Source organism: Alteromonas sp. S015, from assembly GCF_036864485.1.
Lineage (GTDB): Bacteria > Pseudomonadota > Gammaproteobacteria > Enterobacterales > Alteromonadaceae > Alteromonas.
The window spans coordinates 263,457-281,541 of sequence record NZ_JAZETO010000001.1 but is presented as its reverse complement, the minus strand read 5'-3'; the positions used below and the strand labels follow the sequence as shown (position 1 = coordinate 281,541).

Below are 18,085 nucleotides of genomic sequence, written 5' to 3'. Positions count from 1 at the left end.
TTTTGGCGTAGCTTTTAATCTTTTGCTAGTAGGCAATAAAACTCAAAAAGAGAGTGTTCTGTGCACGAAAATAATGACATTGCACCAAATTCTATTGCTCCCAACCCTTTAGGTTTAACACCCATTTTGCTCTTTGTGATCCTTGTTGTGGTCACCGGCGTTACCACAAACGACATCACCGCGATGCCTATTTTAGTGGCGTTTTTTATCAGCGCTGGCTATGGCTTATGTTTGAATCCGAAAGGGAAAAAGGTCAGCTTCTCTGACAAAGTACAAACGTTTTGCAAAGGCGGTGGCGATAAAAACATTATTCTTTTGGTGCTTATTTTCCTGTTAGCCGGTGCGTTTTATGCGGTGACGATTGATATTGGCGCTCGGGATGCTACGGTCAATATGGCACTACAATTTGTGCCTTCCGCACTTATCTTACCAGGCCTCTTTTTAATTTGCTGTTTCATATCATTTTCTATGGGTACGTCTATGGGCACCATCACTGCGCTTTCCCCAATAGGTGCAGGCCTTGCCACAAGCCTCGGGCTGCCGGTGGAAATGGCGCTGGGTATTGTGGTGGGGGGCGCTATGTTTGGTGACAACCTTTCGTTTGTTTCAGACACCACCATTGCAGCAACCCGTACACAAGGTGTACAGCTTAAAGACAAGTTCAAGGCAAATTTAATGGTGGCCGTGCCGGCCTGCATCGTTACCATGGCATTACTACTTATGGTCGATGTTGATACTTCTGGCATTGTTGAAGGCGGCAGTTACGATTTTTGGCGCATAGTGCCGTACCTGTGCATTATTGCTTTCGCGCTAACAGGGTTTAACGTCATCAGCGTACTTGCAGTGGGTATTGCCAGTGCCTGCGTAGTAGGGTTGCTACAAGGCAGCTTTACGCCACTTTCCATGATGCAAAGCATCCAAAAAGGGATGGGCTGGATGCAGGACTTGGCGATGATTGCCATCACCATAGGCGGCATTGTGGCGTTAATGCACGCTAACGGCGGTATAACCTGGTTAATCGAACGCTTAACCCGTAAAGTCACGTCTAAGAAAGGCGCGGAATTTAGTATTGCTGGCTTGGTCAGCTTTTTAGACATTACGACAGCGAACAATACCATTGCGATTGTTACCGCAGGCCCAATCGCTAAAGACCTAAACGAAAAATACGGCGTAGACCCACGCCGTACTGCCTCATTATTGGATATCTTTTCGTGCAGCTTTCAAGGCTTGGTTCCTTATGGCGCGCAGCTTTTAAGTGCAGCGGCCGTAGTGGGCATTTCACCTTTGGCGATTACGCCTTATTGCTGGTACCCCATGCTTATTTTTGTGTTTGGTGTGGCGGCCATTTGGTTCGGTTTTCCCCGTTTTAAAACGGCGCAAGGCGATGAATTAACCCAAAGCGCTTAAATTCTCGTAACGCTTAACACACTGGCTTTTTAGGGCGGTATCTTCTAGGATCACCGCCCGAATTTTATTGATGATTAGAAACTCGCTTTAGGATGTCACTTTGTCTTCACCACTTGCTATAAAACCTCTTTACAACAAATTAGACGATTGTTTAAGCGCAGATAAGTTTCGCTTAAAGCGGCGTATTACACAGCTTGCTCAAAAAGTGAATGATACATCTGGTGTTGAAGGAAAAGGCGCGGAGAAAAAGGTATCCAATCCAAGAGGTTCGAAACGGGACAACGTTGTTAGCGAAGACAGCTTAAGAATCCAGTTTGAAAAGCTCAATGGCGACATTGACGCATCAATAGAAAAGCGCAATTGGCGCAAGGAAAACCTTCCTAAGGTAGAGTATCCGCCGCTGCCGGTTAGCGATAAAAAAGAAGACATCAAAGAAGCAATAGCTAACAATCAGGTCGTGATTGTTGCCGGTGAAACCGGGTCGGGTAAAACGACACAGCTTCCTAAGATATGCTTAGAGTTAGGCCGCGGTGTAAACGGCATGATAGCCCACACCCAGCCAAGACGATTAGCGGCACGAAGCGTAGCTAACCGAATAGCCGAAGAGCTAAACACGCCGCTTGGTGAAAAGGTGGGTTTCAAGATTCGCTTTAGCGATCAGGTAAGCGAACGAAGCTATGTTAAGCTTATGACCGACGGTATGCTGCTAGCTGAAATGCAGCAAGATCGCTTCTTAAATCAGTATGATACTATCATCATCGATGAAGCCCACGAGCGAAGCCTTAATATCGACTTCTTGTTAGGCTATCTGCGCCAGCTTTTGGATAAGCGCCCTGATTTAAAACTTATCATCACCTCTGCCACCATCGACCCAGAGCGTTTTTCTAAGCATTTTAATAATGCACCGATTATCGAAGTGAGCGGACGTACCTATCCGGTAGAAATTCGTTACCATGCGCCAGAAGATAATGATGACGACATTGATCAAAGTGATGCCATCGTAAACGCCGTCGACGAGCTAATGCGCGAAGCGCCGGGCGATATCTTAGTGTTCCTAAGCGGGGAGCGCGAGATACGAGATACCCAAGATGCTTTGAGCAAACAACATTATCGCAATACTGAAATTGTTCCGCTTTACGCGAGGTTATCGGCCGCTGAGCAAAACCGCATATTTCAATCGCACAGCGGCAGACGTATTGTACTTGCCACCAACGTGGCAGAGACCTCGCTTACGGTACCTGGTATTAAATACGTCATAGATCCGGGGTTTGCCCGTATTTCACGTTACAGCGCTAGAAGTAAAGTGCAGCGTTTACCTATTGAGCCTATCTCTCAAGCCTCAGCGAATCAGCGGGCAGGGCGATGCGGCCGTGTGTCTGACGGTATTTGTATTCGCCTTTATAGTGAAGAAGACTATTTAGGCCGCCCAGAATTTACCGACCCAGAGATCCTTCGAACAAACCTTGCTTCGGTTATTTTGCAAATGCTTGCGTTAGGGTTAGGCGATATCGCCGCATTTCCTTTTGTACAGCCGCCTGATAACCGCAATATCAATGACGGTTTCCGCTTACTTGAAGAAATTCAAGCTATTGCGAAAGGCAAAGATAACCGAAAAACCAAGCAAAGCGGCAAAATGCAGCTTACTCCGCTGGGCCGCCAAGTAGCACGATTGCCTATCGACCCTCGTTATGCTCGCATGGTGGTTGAGGCCGAGCGCACAAACGCGCTCAGCGAAGTCATGGTAATTGCGGCAGGGCTTTCAATTCAAGACCCGCGAGAGCGCCCACAGGAAAAACGCCAGCAAGCAGACGAGAAGCACAGCGAATACCACGATAAAGATTCTGACTTTATCAGCCTTTACAACTTGTGGGTGGCTTTTAGAGAGCAGCAAAACGCGCTGAGCCAAAACCAATTACGTAAATGGTGTAAGCAGAATTTCATCAACTATTTACGTATGCGTGAATGGCAAGACATTGTTAGCCAGCTTAAAAAGTCTATTGCTGAGCTTGGCTTTGGCATTTCAAAGCAAGAAGCCGACTACCAGGCTATTCACCAAGCCATTGCCAGCGGCTTGCTGTCGCACATGGGCTTTAAAGATAAAGAGCGGGAGTATATGGGCTCGCGTAATTCGCGCTTTCTCATTTTCCCGGGTTCAGGGCTATCAAAATCTCAGCCAAAATGGGTAATGGCCGCCGAGCTTGTAGAAACCTCTAAGCTGTTTGCCCGTATGGTGGCAAAAATAGACCCGGCATGGGTTGAGCCTTTGGCGGAGCACGTTGTGCAACGAAGCTATTCAGAGCCACATTGGTCGAAAAAGCGTGGCGCGGTTATTGCCTTTGAAAAAGTGACCTTGTTCGGGCTACCTATAGTGATGAAGCGTGCGAAGGTTTATAGCCTTATCGACCCGCCAATTTGCCACGAGCTATTTATCCGCGAAGCGTTAGTAGAGGGCAATACTAAGCTCAATTACAGTTTCTTACAGGAAAATCAGGCGCTGCTTGAGCAGGCAGACGAATTTGAACAAAAGACCCGTCGTCGCGATTTGATTGTTGATGATGAAGAACTGATAAGCTTCTATGCCAAGCGCATTCCCGTTGAGGCAAACAATGATGCGGCGTTTAAAAAGTGGTTTAGACAGCACGGAAGTAACGACAGTTTAACCTTTAAAGAAGAAGACGTATATCGTCAGCAGCCTGGGCAGTCAGTAGCAAATGCGTTCCCTGATGTATGGCGCCAAGGCAATATTACGCTGCCGCTACGCTATAACTTTGAACCCAACGCTGAAGATGATGGCGTAACTGTAGTTATCCCGCTACCTGTGCTTAACCAAGTGGACAACATAGGTTTTGATTGGTTAGTGCCGGGGCTAAGGCACGATCTGATAGTAGGTTTAATTAAGACCTTGCCTAAACGTTTGCGTCGTAACTTTGTGCCTGCGCCCAACTTTGCTGAAGCGTGCCTTGCTGATATTAGCGAAACGGATAAAAACAACCGGCCAGTGCCGTTGCTTGAAGCCGTAACCGATAAGCTACGGAAAATGACGGGGGTTATTATTGAAAGCGAAGAGTGGAATTTAAACCAGCTTGATAAGCATTTAAAAATACACTTTGCGGTAGTCAATGATAATGGTAATGATATTGCCAAAGGTGACGACCTGCACGCGCTTAAACAGCAGTGTGCAGGGCAGGTCAAGCAAACCTTTGAGAAAGCCGCAACACCAGAGCTAGAGCGTAACAATATAGAACAGTGGGATTTCGATAGTTTGCCAGAAACCTTTGTGCAGAAAGTGGGCGGGTTTGAAGTTCAGGCATTTCCGGCACTGGTGCAAAAGGGCGATAAGGTAGATATTGCGTTAATTGAAGAAGCGGATAAAGCCCAAGTGCTGCATAAGCAAGGCGTGAATGTCTTAATTAAAAACGCCATGCCGTCGCCCCTTAATTATTTGCAAAGCAAATTACCTAACAAAGCCAAACTGGGTTTGTATTTCAATCCATTTGGGCAAGTGAGAGCGCTAATTGATGATTGTATTTTTGCGGGTATCGACGCCATTGTCAGTGATTACTGCAAAACCAATAACACCGACATTCGCAGCAAAGCCGATTTTGAAGCCTGTTTAGAGATTGCTCGTGCAGACATCAATGACAGGGTGTTAGAGATTGCCAAACAAGTGGAGCAGGGGCTTACCCTTGCGCACCAGTGCCAGAAGCAAATGAAAGGTAACGTGCCGCTGACGATGATTAACGCTTTAGGTGATTGTAAAGCTCACTTGGCATCGTTAGTCTTCCCTGGGTTTGTATCTGAAATTGGCGAAAGCAGGCTAGATGACTGGAACCGCTATATCAAAGGCTTGGCTCGTCGCCTAGAGAAACTGCCTATCGACCCTAACAAAGACAGGATGCATCAGGTAACGGTGGAAAAGTCGATTAAAGAATGGGAAAAAGCGTGCAGCAAGTACCCCAAAGGTAAAGTGCCTCAAGCTCTTATAGATGTGCGCTGGATGATAGAAGAATTGCGGGTTTCTTTGTTTGCTCAACAGTTGGGTACGGCCTATCCGATTTCAGCTAAACGTATTACGCTTCATTTAGCTGACTTTTAGTACAATACGTTGAGTACCAGCCCAATCGCTTGAGATAATTCGTTTAAAAGCGCGCTGACTACGCAGATTTTTATACGAATTAAAAGGGCTTGAAAGAAGTAGGTTTGTTATATTTTTAAGTTGTTAAGATAGCTGGGATTAGACCAAAGTACATTTTTGTGGATTGTTAGTTAAATATTAAACCGTTAGATTGACAAGTTATCGGCATGGTCCTATAACAACAGAAGAAGTCGTCAGCGTAGTGCTAAAAATCAGGAGAAGTAGACATGTTGGGATACGACGATAAACGAAATTTTTTCAGGATGATGGTAAATTCCCCCTGTCAGTTGCAAATTACTGATGATGAGTCGAGCCGCACCATGCAGGCAATGTGTAAAGATATTAGCGCAACGGGAATGTCGCTTGAAGTTGATGAGCCATCAATTGAAGTAGGCACGCAGGTCAGTGTTGCAATAGAATCATCTAGCTCACAGATCCCTTCTCTTGCAGCGCTAGCTACTGTGGTACGGTGTGAACCTGAATCTGATTCAAGCTGCATTATTGGGGTTGAAATTTCACAGATGAAATAAACCCTTCCATTATGTTTAGGCGAAGCCATTCCTTCGCCTTATACTGTGGCTAATTACAGAGCGGCTCGCGCAGTACACTCAATTAGTTCTATTTTGATATAGTGACCCTTCGACAGTTTACCGGTATTAACCCCCTTTCCTTACTATTGTCATTCATAAAATCGAATAAGCCGTTCATATTTTTTAATTTTCTATCGCGTCCTTCATTGATAATAATTCTCATTAATGCGCAAGCAAACTGATTTTATTTTTTGAGAGAGAGTTGATTATGAAAAAGACGATTACTTTTGCAGTAATGCACTTTTCAGTAGCCTTTACGGTTGCCTACCTGCTTACGGGGAGTCTGGTGGTTGGCGGTGCGGTGGCACTGGTTGAGCCTGCCATCAACACCGTGGCGTTTTATTTTCACGAGATGGTGTGGAAAAATGTTGAAAGCAAAGAAAACGCAGCGCAAACAGAGACAAATGAGCATTCGCAACATTTATCGAGCAGTTTCTCGAGTAATAATGTTACCTTTGCTTCATAAAAAAATTAAGTCGGTTCGACGTTTTAGATATGGAGCGTCACAATAGAAACACGTTAAGCGCCCTGATTATCATATGTAATAATCAGGGCGCTTTTTTTAATTAGTCATCGGTAACTTCACAAACTAACCCTTTCAAATAATAGCCTTCTGGGTAGCTACCAATGATAGGGTGGTCTGAGGCTTGATTAAGTCTTGCGATAATCTTAATGGTGCGACCTGCATCAAGTGCTGCATCAGCCACAACTTTCTGGAATAAATCGGCGGGCATAAGGCCAGAGCAGCTAAAAGTAAGCAGTAGCCCGCCAGACTTAACAGCATGAATACCATACATATTGATGTCTTTATAGCCACGTGCGGCGCGATTCAGCGTCGCTTTACTATCTACAAACTTTGGCGGGTCGAGTATCACCATATCAAACTGTTTGCCCTGTTCGTGATACTCCCTTAGCGCTTTGAATACATCTTGATTCACGTAGTTGGCTTTGTTTTCGTCTAAATCATTAATGGCAACATGATGTTTGGCCAAATCTAGCGCAGGCTGAGATACATCTACGTTAGTCACAGACTTAGCACCGCCAGCAAGTGCGTAGCAAGAAAATGTACCGGTATAGCTGAAACAGTTAAGTACGTCGGCATCTTTAGCATAGTGTGCCGCAGCTGCGCGGCTGTCTCGCTGATCCAAATAAAAACCGGTTTTATGACCGTTCTCTATATCGACAACGATGTTAATGCCGTTTTCTTTCACCGTTACTTGCGTGGGTGGCTCACCGTGAAGCACGCCTGTTACTGGCTCTAAACCCTCTTTCTTGCGTACGTCTACGTCACTTCGCTCGTATATGTGTACATTAGGCATAAGCTTAGTAATCGCCCATACAATCTTGTCTCTGTGTTTTTCACCGCCTGCGCTTAAAAGCTGAAGTACCGCAACGTTGTCGTATAGGTCTATAGTAATGCCGGGAAGGCCATCACTTTCAGACGCTATCCAGCGAAACGCATTTGTTTTGCTTGGGTCAAACAGGCGCTTACGCAGCGCTAGTGCAGTTTCTAGCCGGCGCAGGAAAAAGCCATTATCGATGCTTTCATCTTTTTTAAATGTCCACATACGAACGCGAATTTTTGAGTTTGGAGAGTAAGCGCCTCGTCCTAACCAGTCGCCCTCAGAGTCAAATACCTCTACCGTATCGCCAACCCGCGCACGGCCCTTTAGCTCAGCTACGGCGCTTTCAAATACCCAAGGGTGTTTGCGGCGAAGTGATTTGTCTCTGGATGGCTGTAATATGACCTGTGCTGACATGAGGGCTCTCGTACTAATTCAATAAATGTGGAACTGTGTTAAGCGGATTTGCTCGCTTACGATAATGGCCGCGATTATACGCAATTTCATAAGTTCTGTGTTAATAAACACAAAAGAATCCCAAACTGATTGATATAAAAGTACGTAGACAAATTAGGATTAAGATTTAACACTAGGGTTGGATGTAATTATGCAATATGTCGATTTTGAAAAAGGATGCAGTCCGAGCGAACTCATTGTAAAAGAATGTGAAGGGCTATCGTTAGCATCAGGGACAGTGAAGGTTGATGTAAAAGTATTTGGAGTGAATCGTGCAGATACATTACAGCGTCAGGGAAGCTATCCACCTCCACCAGGGGAGAGCAATATTCTTGGGTTAGAGGTCGCTGGGGTGATATCAGAGGTTGCCAGTGATGTCAGTGCATTCAAAGAAGGTGATAGGGTATTTGGTTTGGTTGCAGGTGGCGGCTATGCCACTGAAGTCATTGTTAATCCAGCGCACTTAATGCTCATCCCAAAAGGCATGCCGTTTTTTGAAGCTGCGGGTTTGGCCGAAGTATTTCTTACTGCTTTTCAGTGCTTACGTACAATCGCGCATATAAAACCGGCTGAACGAGCATTAATTCACGGCGGTGCAAGTGGCGTAGGGCTGGCTGCCACACAACTTTGTCGCTATTGGGGTGTGCATAGTGCGGTAACGGCTTCAAGCCCAGAGAAGCTTTCGTTGTGTGAAGACAATGGCGCAGAACACCTTATCAACTATAAGCAACAACAGTTTGATGATGTGCTTAAAAAAGTATGGCCTGAAGGGGTTGATATGGTGCTTGATATGGTAGGTGGCGACTACCTTAACCGAAACCTTAAAGTATTAAAGCAAGACGGAAAAGTGGTTTATTTAGCCATGCTGGCAGGGAGGTATGCTGATAACCTCGATATGGCTTTGCTGTTAGGTAAAAGGGCGTCTATTATTGGCACGACCCTTAGAAGTCGAAGCGACGCGTACAAAGCGGATTTAATTCGTGACTTTACTACCGTATGTTTGCCTGCTTTTGAGAATAAAGAGCTTAAGGGGAATATCGATACTCATTATAGCATTGAAGATATCAGCAAGCCCCACGTGCGTCTAGAAAACAACGACACACAGGGTAAGCTAGTGATCTCGTGGTAGCCGCTTTTGATAAAAGCGCTTTGCAGTAAGCTGATCTAATTGCCAACGAAGCCTTCGTCAGGTTTCGTTGGATTTGCTTCTGCCGCGCCGCGAGCAAGATCGTCACAGCGTTCGTTTTCAGGGTGCCCCGAATGGCCCTTCACCCAATGCCAGTTTACTTTGTGCTTTTTTACCGCTTCGTCTAATCGTTTCCACAAATCTGCGTTTTTTACCGGTTTTTTATCGGCCGTGCGCCAGCCATTTTTTCGCCAGTTGTGGATCCACTGATTTATACCGTTTTTTACGTACTGACTATCGGTGGTTAGTTCAACATTGCACGGTTCGTTCAAGCTATTAAGCGCTTCGATAGGGGCTAATAGTTCCATGCGGTTATTCGTCGTGTGGGCAAAGCCATCGCTCAACTCTTTTCTATGCTGCTTGTAAATTAGTACAGCACCATACCCACCCGGTCCAGGATTTCCCAGGCACGAGCCGTCGGTGTATATGTGAATGGTCTTCTGAGCCACAGCATTTCCTTTAATTTAACTAACGTAATTTATCTTGTCTTTTCCCTTAGCGGAATGCGAAGGGGTTGATATACTATCAAAAAATGAAAGTGTAATTATAGTAGAGGTTCCATGCGCCAAATTGTTCTCGATACTGAAACCACAGGTATTGACCCCAAAGAAGGCCACCGCATTATCGAAATAGGGTGTGTTGAAGTTGTTAACCGCCGTTTGACGGGAAATCACTTTCACGTTTACATCAACCCAGGCCGTCACATTGAACAAGAGGCAATTGAAGTTCACGGTATAACTAATGAATTTCTTGCCGATAAGCCTACCTTTTCTCAAGTGGCTCAGGAGTTTGTAAGTTTTATCAAAGGGGCGCAGTTGGTTATACACAATGCGCCTTTCGACGTCGGTTTTATGGATCACGAATTTGGTATGGAGGCTTCCACCAAAGGTGTCATTACCAACCAGATATGTGATGTTCTCGATACGCTTACCCTTGCTCGGCAAATGCACCCAGGTCAGAAAAACAACCTCGATGCATTGTGTAAGCGCTATGGTATAGACAATAGTCATCGTACCCTCCACGGCGCTTTGCTAGATGCGGAAATTCTGGCAGATGTTTACCTGTTGATGACCGGAGGGCAAACCAAGCTCAAACTTGCGTCTTCTGGAAGCAGCGACGCCGATTCTACAGCTATTCGTAGAGTTGAACGCAAAGCAAATAAATTAAAGGTTATTAATGCCACCGCCGATGAATTATCACAGCATGAGGCTCGCTTGGATATTGTTGAAAAGGCGGGAGGCAAATGCTTATGGCGTCCTCAATCCGAAGAGGTGTCTTAGCTAAACAGCTTTTAATAGAAATAAAAAAGCCAAACAGTGCAGGAGCAGCGTAGCGTGAGAGTGTGGTTTTATTGGGTAGTTTTTTTATCATTGTTGATACACTTGAGCGCTGGTGCCCAGTCGCAAGAAGATGAGCGCGACGCTGCCAGGCATCTCGCAGATAGCGCCGTACAAAACCCTCAATTAAATAATCAAAATGTCGATACCTCACCGCTTACCGACTTAGGCGATAGCTACACAAATTCAATTAAACTCTTACAAAACCGATTTCGCGTCGATTATAACGTCAAAGAAATCACCATGGTTTTTTTCAGAGAGTACGGTTCAGCTCCCGTAGTGCTTGTTAGACCCGATGGTTCAAAGTTGTTTCAAGGGCGCATCGATGAAGAGAAAGTACAATGGTATGACGCCGATACCTTTGACATGATCACTATTAAAGAGCCTGTCCCCGGGCCTTGGCAAGCTGTAGGCCAAGTGTTACCGCAAAGTCGGGTGATGGTTTTATCCAATGTTGAACTTCATGCTGAGCCGTTGCCGAATATGCTGTTTGCCGGAGAGATACTTAAATCTACAGCTTACTTAACCAACAACGGTCAGCCTGTAGAGAATAAGCAATTTAGGGATGTAGTGGATTTAGAGATTGAGTTTAAAAGTACTAATAACCCCAACTACGGCAATTTTGGGTCAAATGACCAGCGTATAGCGACATTTAAAGACGATGGACGTGGGATGGATGAGCGACCGGGAGATGGTGTTTTTACCGGTCAATTTAACTTAAAAGTACCGGCTGGTGAATGGAAGCCTATTTTTCGTGTGAACACGCCGATGTACACCCGAGAGCAAATAGGTGAACTTGTCGTCTTGCATAAAAACCCAGTGACTGTCGACGTTGAAATGGATGGTGGAGGTGAGGGTTACCACAAAATTTTCATTGATGTAGACCGCGAGTTGGTCGACATCGAGTCGTTGCTAGTAGACGGTAAAGTGAAGTTTCCTAATGCCGATATACAGAACTTCTCGCTAACCGAAGGGGGGAGCGAGCCTCGAGAGCACTTAATCATCGCCTACGAAGAAGGAATATTTAGGGTAAAATTGACTGCTTACGGCACGACTATGGACGGACGGGATTTTATACTAGACGTTCCTGAATATAGTTTTGTTGCAGAGGCACCAGCCGAGGCTGAGGTTGAAGACGAGTTCGTCACTGGTAATGATGTTAACGCTGAAGGTACTAGCCCTTTAATGAACTCACCAGAATTAACACCGGACAATTTGCAGCCAGATATGTTGGAAGATGAAATCGATAATGGGACGCTTACGCTAATTCTGGTAGCTGTAAATGGATCGATTGTGATCATTGGGATAATCGCTGCTGTAGTAATTATTATTACGCGTAAAAGGGCCTCAGCACCTAAGCAAGTAAATAGCACTGTTAAATCGTCGGGACAAACTACCGATTCCGAGCTTACTATGGAGTCTGAACCTAAAGGATTTAAAAAACTGCTGGGAATATTTAAAAAGCGCGAGAAATCAGAATAAGGTTAGTCAGGCGATTCACAGTAATGGTTAGGCCGTTGTTAATTTGCTCACTTTGAATTTTATTTCGACATTATGCCTATTTAACAGGCAAACAAACCGCAGATGACAATTTTATTAATAAAAAGCGTTGACTCCACATAGGGGAATACGTATTATCTGCGCCGCAGTCAGGGGACAGGGCAACAACAGCCAAGTCAACTTACTGATAACATTGAAGATGTGGAGCGGTAGTTCAGTTGGTTAGAATACCGGCCTGTCACGCCGGGGGTCGCGGGTTCGAGTCCCGTCCGCTCCGCCACTCTTTCAATGGTATAATTAAATGTCTTCGGAGCGGTAGTTCAGTTGGTTAGAATACCGGCCTGTCACGCCGGGGGTCGCGGGTTCGAGTCCCGTCCGCTCCGCCATTTAGTTATACAGCGCAATCTTGATTATGTGGAGCGGTAGTTCAGTTGGTTAGAATACCGGCCTGTCACGCCGGGGGTCGCGGGTTCGAGTCCCGTCCGCTCCGCCATTAATCGAATTATGCGCGCTTCCCATTATGCGGAGCGGTAGTTCAGTTGGTTAGAATACCGGCCTGTCACGCCGGGGGTCGCGGGTTCGAGTCCCGTCCGCTCCGCCATTAATACTAAGCTTTTCTTCTCATGTAATCCCCTTTAAGGGGAAAATCTCGCAAAACTCATTGTTTTCGTCTTCAATTTTAGTTCTGATTGTCAGATGGTCATTAAATACACCCGTTCATTTAGCTATTGTGCAATGTGAAGTAAAAAGCACAGCTTTTCCTCAATTTATCGTCTCTCGCTAAGAAAAAGTAAATATTAAACAGTAGCTTGGCCTAAAGTTGTAGTGCCTTTTTTCTAATTTGTACTAGAGTTAGTTCGTTTACGCTAATGTGCAACGGAAATTATGAATAAAAGCGACCAAAAACAGTACTTTCTGGCTGATAACTTAAAAGCAACTGGGGTGTCATTGCTAAGCGTCGTTGGCGTAACGTTGTTACTTGCTATCGTTATGTTCGTTTTCGTTCGAGAACAAGAGGAAAGCCGCGCTTCTGAAATACTGGACAATGTGCGCATGGTATTCAGAGATGCAGAAATTACTCTCGACTATCTTAATGCACTGCCTTATCAAACTTGCGAAATGAATAACTTGGTAGAAATGCGAAAAACCCTGTTTCGTTCTCGGTTCGTGAAAGAGATTGGTTTTTATCAAAATAACGAGCTCTTATGCAGTACTTATTTGGGGATGCTTAATGAGCCTGTTAAAGAAGCTAAGCCTGATTTTTATACGCAACTTGGTGATGCATTTTGGATAAACACACCGCTTCAGCTTTTTGATAAACAAGCTACCGGTACCATAGTGAAACGCGGGCGATACAACGCGGTGTTGGACATGGATAGCGTCATAGGCTACAGCTATACACAAGATTGGCAGCTTTTTTATAATGGCGATCAGTTTTATCATATGGCAGGCAACCCCAGCCTTGTCGGCGCTACCCTAAGCCAAGATGACATGGCCGCCCGCGCGGGTTACTTTTCCTTGCAATTTATACAGTGCGACGAACGCTATAATCATACGTGTTTAAAAGTGCAGTCAGATCATGGACGTGTTTTGGATATGCACATGGGTAAGCTAGTATTGTTTGTGTTTGCCATGTTAATGACAGCAGCTTTGACGCACATGCTTACTTTTAATTATTTAAGGCGACGACGTTCCCTTGAATCTCGCGTCAGCAAAGGGCTACGAGAACATAATTTCTACTGCCTGTATCAACCTTTTGTGAACTTGGCGTCGGGGAAGGTCATAGGGTGCGAAGTGTTAAGTCGTTTTGAGGATGAATTTGGCCCGATTTATCCTGACGAGTTTATTCCTCAGGTTAAAGAGCAGGATATGACTTGGGAGTTTACGGTTAATATGATAAAACGCGCCATGAGAGAGCTGAATGAAAACCCTGAGATCCCTGAAGGTTTTAAGGTCTCTTTTAATCTCTTCCCGTCTGATTTTACCCATGAAGGCTTTTTAGACCTAGACTTCGTTCTTAACATGAACGTGAAGAATTTTACGTTAGTTCTTGAAATCACCGAAGATGAGAAAATCGCTACTCACAGTGCTATAAAGCATATTAAATATTTAAAAGGTAAGGGCTTTTTGTTCGCTATTGACGATTTTGGCGTTGGCTACTCAAATTTAAGTCAGCTTAAAACACTAAATTGTGACTACCTTAAAATTGATCGCAGCTTCGTCATGGATATGGAAGATAATAGCATCCGTTCTTCGCTAATTCCTCATATTGTAAACATTGCCAAAGGGCTAAATGTAGACCTAATTGCAGAAGGCGTTGAAAATATTGATCAATGTAAGGAGCTGAAAGGGTTAACGATTGGTTTTGGTCAAGGTTGGCTGTTTGGCAAGCCTCAGTCTGTAGATGCACTTGCTAAAAGCGTTCAAGATACACAATAACGCGTTATAGCGCTGTTATTTTTCTGTTGGTGTTGGTAGTGTTTAACGCTACCATTCACCGCTTGGAAAATATAGAAGAATACTCGCATGCACGACGTGCTAATTTGCCGCAATATTAATAAAACTTATCAAGATGGCAGTAATGCTACCCCCGTTTTACACGATGTCTCTCTTGCAATAAAAGCTGGCGAACACGTTGCTATTTTAGGAAGCTCCGGCTCGGGTAAAAGTACGCTTTTACATATTCTTGGGGGGTTGGATAAACCTTCTAGCGGCGACGTTGAATTCAATGGTAAATCATTGGGTAAACTAAGTGGTAATGCGTTAGCTAAACTTCGTAATGACGAAATGGGCTTTATTTATCAGTTTCACCACCTACTTGGGGAATTCACAGCTTTAGAAAACGTAGCCATGCCGCTGAGAATAAGAGGATTGCCGCCAAAAGTAGCGCATGCTAAAGCTCAGGTAATGTTAGATGAAGTTGGGCTTTCCCATCGAGTGGATCATTTACCTTCAACGATGTCAGGTGGCGAGCGTCAGCGTGTGGCAATAGCTCGTGCGTTAGTTACTGAGCCTTCGGTAGTGCTTGCGGACGAACCTACAGGGAATCTAGACGATACCACTGGCGAGCAAATTTATAAGCTGTTAACAAATTTAAGTGAGAAAAAAGGCACAGCCTTTGTGGTCGTCACTCACGATATTTCATTAGCCGGTAAAATGGACAGGGTATTGAAAATCAAAGATGGCAGGTTAGCCAGCGAGGCAATGTCTGTGGAGGATCAAAATGCTCGCGCTTGAACTGGCTAAGCGGTTTAGAAAGACACGTTCTGAACAGCGCTTTATTTCCTTCATCTCTATGTCTTCTACTATTGGTATTGGGTTGGGCTGTTTTGTACTTATCGTACTGTTAAGTGTTATGAACGGTTTTGAAAAAGAGCTGACGAGTCGTATTTTAAGCGTGGTACCCCATGGTGAGCTTTACAGCAAAAGCGAAAGTGGAATCGATAATCTAGATGCCCAGCTATACCGTTTCTCACAGGATAGTCGTATCGCATCCGTGACGCCTTACACTGGATTAACGGGTATGCTGCAATCAAAAGGAGCGTTAAAAGCGATTAATGTAACCGGTATACCGGTGGATAAAGTCGCCGACAAATATGCCGAAAGAGTGGCTCCACAGGATTGGGAACGTTTTTCAGTGCAGAACAATGGTCTCATTGTAGGCAAGGGGATTATGTCGTCGATGGGCCTAGCCATTGGCGACACCGTGCAATTATTAATTCCTCAAACTACCCATGATCTTACCTTTAAAGCGCCTCGTTCTATCACATTAACTATCTCAGGAATTTTGTCTATTGGTGGAGAATTGGATAATCAACTTGGGCTGATGCATTTAAAGACTGCATCAGAATCTATCGGCATCACATCTAAAGCACAAGGTATTCAGTTTACCCTTAACGACCCTTTTTCCGCTTACGACACGATGCGGGATATTGGTTATAGTTACCCTCAAGCCGTTTATATGTCTGATTGGACACGTACTCAAGGACACCTGTACAACGACATTCAGCTGGTTAGGGCAGTAGTATATATTGCACTTACGCTTGTTATCGCCGTAGCGTGTTTTAACATAGTATCATCGTTAGTTATGGCCGTAAGAGATAAACAGGCTGCTATTGCGATATTAAAAACAATGGGGGCAACAGACCGTTTAATACGCAGGGCCTTTGTATTGCAAGGAGTTATAAACGGGTTTACCGGCATTGTGGTTGGTGTCGCGCTAGCCTTAATAGTTGCTCCGAATATATCCAATATTGTACTTTTTATCGAAACAGCGCTAGGCCTAGAAATTATGTCCGGAGATATTTATTTTATCGACTTTCTACCTTCAAGCTTACATTGGCAGGATGTGGTGGTTACGGTTGTTGTCGCCATGCTCTTAAGCGTTGGGGCTACTTTATATCCGGCGCAAAAAGCCGTAAAAGTGTCACCTTCTTCAGCGCTTCATTAGTGAAAAAAATAAATAATAGGCGCTTTGACAACTCGCTCAGGTTTTACGGCTCAAAGGAAATGAAGAGCTAAAAGGTTAGCTGATACAAGCAATGTATCGCGTGACTATAAATTATACGTTCGTCCACGCCTTCGACGATGGATATGTACATATTAAAACAAACAAGGCCAGCAGTGATGCTGGCCTTGATTACCCTAAATGCTGTACCTTTGTTCGTATTGAGCTAGACGGGCATCAAACAATCGCTATTCATTTTTCTCAAAGTGTTCGAAATCTACATCTTCTTGTTTCAAACCTGCTTTCGGGTCGTTATAGACATTCTCATCCAATACGCCCTCGCTCTTAGCAACAATGCACGACACCATACAGTCGCCCGTAATATTAACCGCTGTACGTGTCATATCCAGTAATCTGTCTACACCGATAATAAGCGCGATGCCTTCAACTGGTAAATTGACTTGCTGAAGCACCATTGCCAGCATAATAAGGCCGACGCCTGGAACTCCAGCGGTTCCAATGGAAGCTAGAGTAGCGGTGAGAACGACCATCATGTAGTCACCAAGGCTTAAATCAACAGCGTAAACCTGAGCGATGAATACCGTCGCTACGCCTTGCATAATAGCGGTACCGTCCATGTTAATTGTTGCGCCTAGAGGCAAGGTAAATGATGATACTGAGTTATCTACGCCGAGTTTGTTTTTCGCCGTCTCCATTGTGACAGGCAACGTTGCGCTGCTGCTCGATGTACTAAAGGCAAATAGCGCCGCGTCACGCATTTTCTTCATCAAGACAACGGGGTTTAACCCCGATAGTAATTTTAGCAGTACGGAATAGGTTACTAGGCCGTGAAGAATTAACACACCAAATACCAAGAAGAAATATTTAGCTAGGCTCAGTATAGTCTCGCCACCAATCGTAGAGAAGAGTTTTGCCATCAACACGTAAACACCATATGGCGCCAAGTTCATAATAATAGTAACAAGCCTCATGATGACCGTATTGATATCTTCAAAAATAGCGGTGAGACGCTTTCCAGCATCACCGGTCATTGCCATTGCTATACCAAATAGTACAGCAAAAACAATAATTTGAAGCATGTTACCCTGCGCCATTGAGTTAATTGGATTGCTAGGAAACATGTTAACGATAACGTCTGAGAGGCTAGGGGCCTCTTTCGCTTGGAACGTGGTTTCCGTGGTTAAATTTAGCCCTTCACCCGGCGATACAACTAAAGCCATACTCATGGCTAGTGTTATGGCTATTGCGGTTGTGACAACATATAATCCCACTGACTTTGCGCCCAGCCTTCCCAACTTGCTTGGGTCAGACAATGTGCTGGTTCCGCAAATAAGGGAAACAAAAACAAGGGGAACCACTAGCATTTTTAAGCTAGCGATAAAAATTTGGCCGAGAGTGGAAAATATACCTTCGACAAGAATGTTATACGTTGAGAACTCTAAACCGAATATCGAAAAAGTAAAATCTCCGCTATCATCAAACAATAATTGGAGAAAGACACCAGTCAAGATACCGGCAGCCATGCCGATAAAGATTCGGGCGGTTAAACTATATTTATGTGCAGATGAAGACATTAATGTTCCCTGTGCATTTTTATATTTTTAATCTCCCGTAGTGTGCCAGATTCAGTTGATTTTTAAACATAAAAAACGACGCAATTGTC

Annotated in this window: 13 protein-coding genes and 4 tRNA genes; 14 read left to right on the top strand and 3 right to left on the bottom strand. The window is 44.6% G+C overall.

Annotated features, from left to right (window positions below):
* Window positions 1–60: 60 nt before the first annotated feature.
* The 4 genes from V7R42_RS01185 (at window position 61) to V7R42_RS01170 (ending at window position 6,598) form a co-directional block, all read left to right on the top strand.
* Window positions 61–1,407 carry a Na+/H+ antiporter NhaC family protein gene (locus tag V7R42_RS01185; protein WP_334018419.1) on the top strand — a complete coding sequence of 449 codons (1,347 nt, stop codon included), beginning with the start codon at window positions 61–63 and terminating at the stop codon, window positions 1,405–1,407.
* Between the two features lie 100 nt (window positions 1,408–1,507).
* Complete coding sequence (gene hrpA / locus V7R42_RS01180; protein ID WP_334018418.1) at window positions 1,508–5,503, top strand: ATP-dependent RNA helicase HrpA; 3,996 nt, start codon at window positions 1,508–1,510, stop codon at window positions 5,501–5,503.
* Window positions 5,504–5,769: 266 nt separating this feature from the next.
* The gene (locus V7R42_RS01175) at window positions 5,770–6,072 is read left to right on the top strand and encodes a PilZ domain-containing protein (RefSeq protein ID WP_118495239.1); all 303 of its coding nucleotides are present in this window, start codon (window positions 5,770–5,772) and stop codon (window positions 6,070–6,072) included.
* A 268-nt stretch (window positions 6,073–6,340) separates the two neighbouring features.
* Window positions 6,341–6,598 carry a DUF2061 domain-containing protein gene (locus tag V7R42_RS01170; protein ID WP_334018417.1) on the top strand — a complete coding sequence of 86 codons (258 nt, stop codon included), beginning with the start codon at window positions 6,341–6,343 and terminating at the stop codon, window positions 6,596–6,598.
* Window positions 6,599–6,698: 100 nt separating this feature from the next.
* On the opposite strand, the gene V7R42_RS01165 is transcribed toward V7R42_RS01170, so the two are convergent.
* Window positions 6,699–7,892 carry a class I SAM-dependent rRNA methyltransferase gene (locus tag V7R42_RS01165; RefSeq protein WP_334018416.1) on the bottom strand — a complete coding sequence of 398 codons (1,194 nt, stop codon included), beginning with the start codon at window positions 7,890–7,892 and terminating at the stop codon, window positions 6,699–6,701.
* Between the two features lie 190 nt (window positions 7,893–8,082).
* Between V7R42_RS01165 and V7R42_RS01160 the strand changes: the two genes are divergently transcribed.
* Window positions 8,083–9,060, top strand: coding sequence for an NAD(P)H-quinone oxidoreductase (locus V7R42_RS01160; RefSeq protein ID WP_334018415.1), 978 nt, complete (start codon window positions 8,083–8,085; stop codon window positions 9,058–9,060).
* Window positions 9,061–9,095: 35 nt separating this feature from the next.
* Here V7R42_RS01160 and rnhA read toward each other — a convergent pair whose 3' ends face one another.
* Window positions 9,096–9,566 (bottom strand): ribonuclease HI, encoded by a 471-nt coding sequence (gene rnhA, locus V7R42_RS01155; RefSeq protein WP_334018414.1) that lies wholly within the window; start codon window positions 9,564–9,566, stop codon window positions 9,096–9,098.
* A 111-nt stretch (window positions 9,567–9,677) separates the two neighbouring features.
* Between rnhA and dnaQ the strand changes: the two genes are divergently transcribed.
* From dnaQ to V7R42_RS01110, 9 genes are all read left to right on the top strand, one after another.
* Window positions 9,678–10,397 (top strand): DNA polymerase III subunit epsilon, encoded by a 720-nt coding sequence (dnaQ, locus tag V7R42_RS01150; protein ID WP_334018413.1) that lies wholly within the window; start codon window positions 9,678–9,680, stop codon window positions 10,395–10,397.
* A gap of 54 nt (window positions 10,398–10,451) precedes the next feature.
* Window positions 10,452–11,936, top strand: coding sequence for a TIGR03503 family protein (locus V7R42_RS01145; protein WP_334018412.1), 1,485 nt, complete (start codon window positions 10,452–10,454; stop codon window positions 11,934–11,936).
* Between the two features lie 221 nt (window positions 11,937–12,157).
* Window positions 12,158–12,234 (top strand) — tRNA-Asp (locus V7R42_RS01140).
* A gap of 29 nt (window positions 12,235–12,263) precedes the next feature.
* Window positions 12,264–12,340: transfer RNA gene (locus V7R42_RS01135), tRNA-Asp, on the top strand.
* A 30-nt stretch (window positions 12,341–12,370) separates the two neighbouring features.
* Window positions 12,371–12,447, top strand: a tRNA-Asp gene (locus V7R42_RS01130).
* 31 nt (window positions 12,448–12,478) lie between these two features.
* A tRNA-Asp gene (locus tag V7R42_RS01125) sits at window positions 12,479–12,555 on the top strand.
* Between the two features lie 284 nt (window positions 12,556–12,839).
* The gene (locus tag V7R42_RS01120) at window positions 12,840–14,393 is read left to right on the top strand and encodes an EAL domain-containing protein (protein ID WP_334018411.1); all 1,554 of its coding nucleotides are present in this window, start codon (window positions 12,840–12,842) and stop codon (window positions 14,391–14,393) included.
* Between the two features lie 87 nt (window positions 14,394–14,480).
* Window positions 14,481–15,191 carry a lipoprotein-releasing ABC transporter ATP-binding protein LolD gene (gene lolD, locus V7R42_RS01115; protein ID WP_334018410.1) on the top strand — a complete coding sequence of 237 codons (711 nt, stop codon included), beginning with the start codon at window positions 14,481–14,483 and terminating at the stop codon, window positions 15,189–15,191.
* A complete protein-coding gene (locus tag V7R42_RS01110) occupies window positions 15,178–16,404 on the top strand; it encodes a lipoprotein-releasing ABC transporter permease subunit (protein WP_334018409.1) in 1,227 nt (408 codons plus the stop codon). The genes lolD and V7R42_RS01110 overlap by 14 nt, the downstream gene beginning before the upstream one ends.
* A 245-nt stretch (window positions 16,405–16,649) precedes the next feature.
* Here the strand turns inward: V7R42_RS01110 and V7R42_RS01105 are convergent, their stop codons facing one another.
* Window positions 16,650–17,996, bottom strand: coding sequence for a dicarboxylate/amino acid:cation symporter (locus tag V7R42_RS01105; protein WP_334018408.1), 1,347 nt, complete (start codon window positions 17,994–17,996; stop codon window positions 16,650–16,652).
* Between the last annotated feature and the right edge of the window lie 89 nt (window positions 17,997–18,085).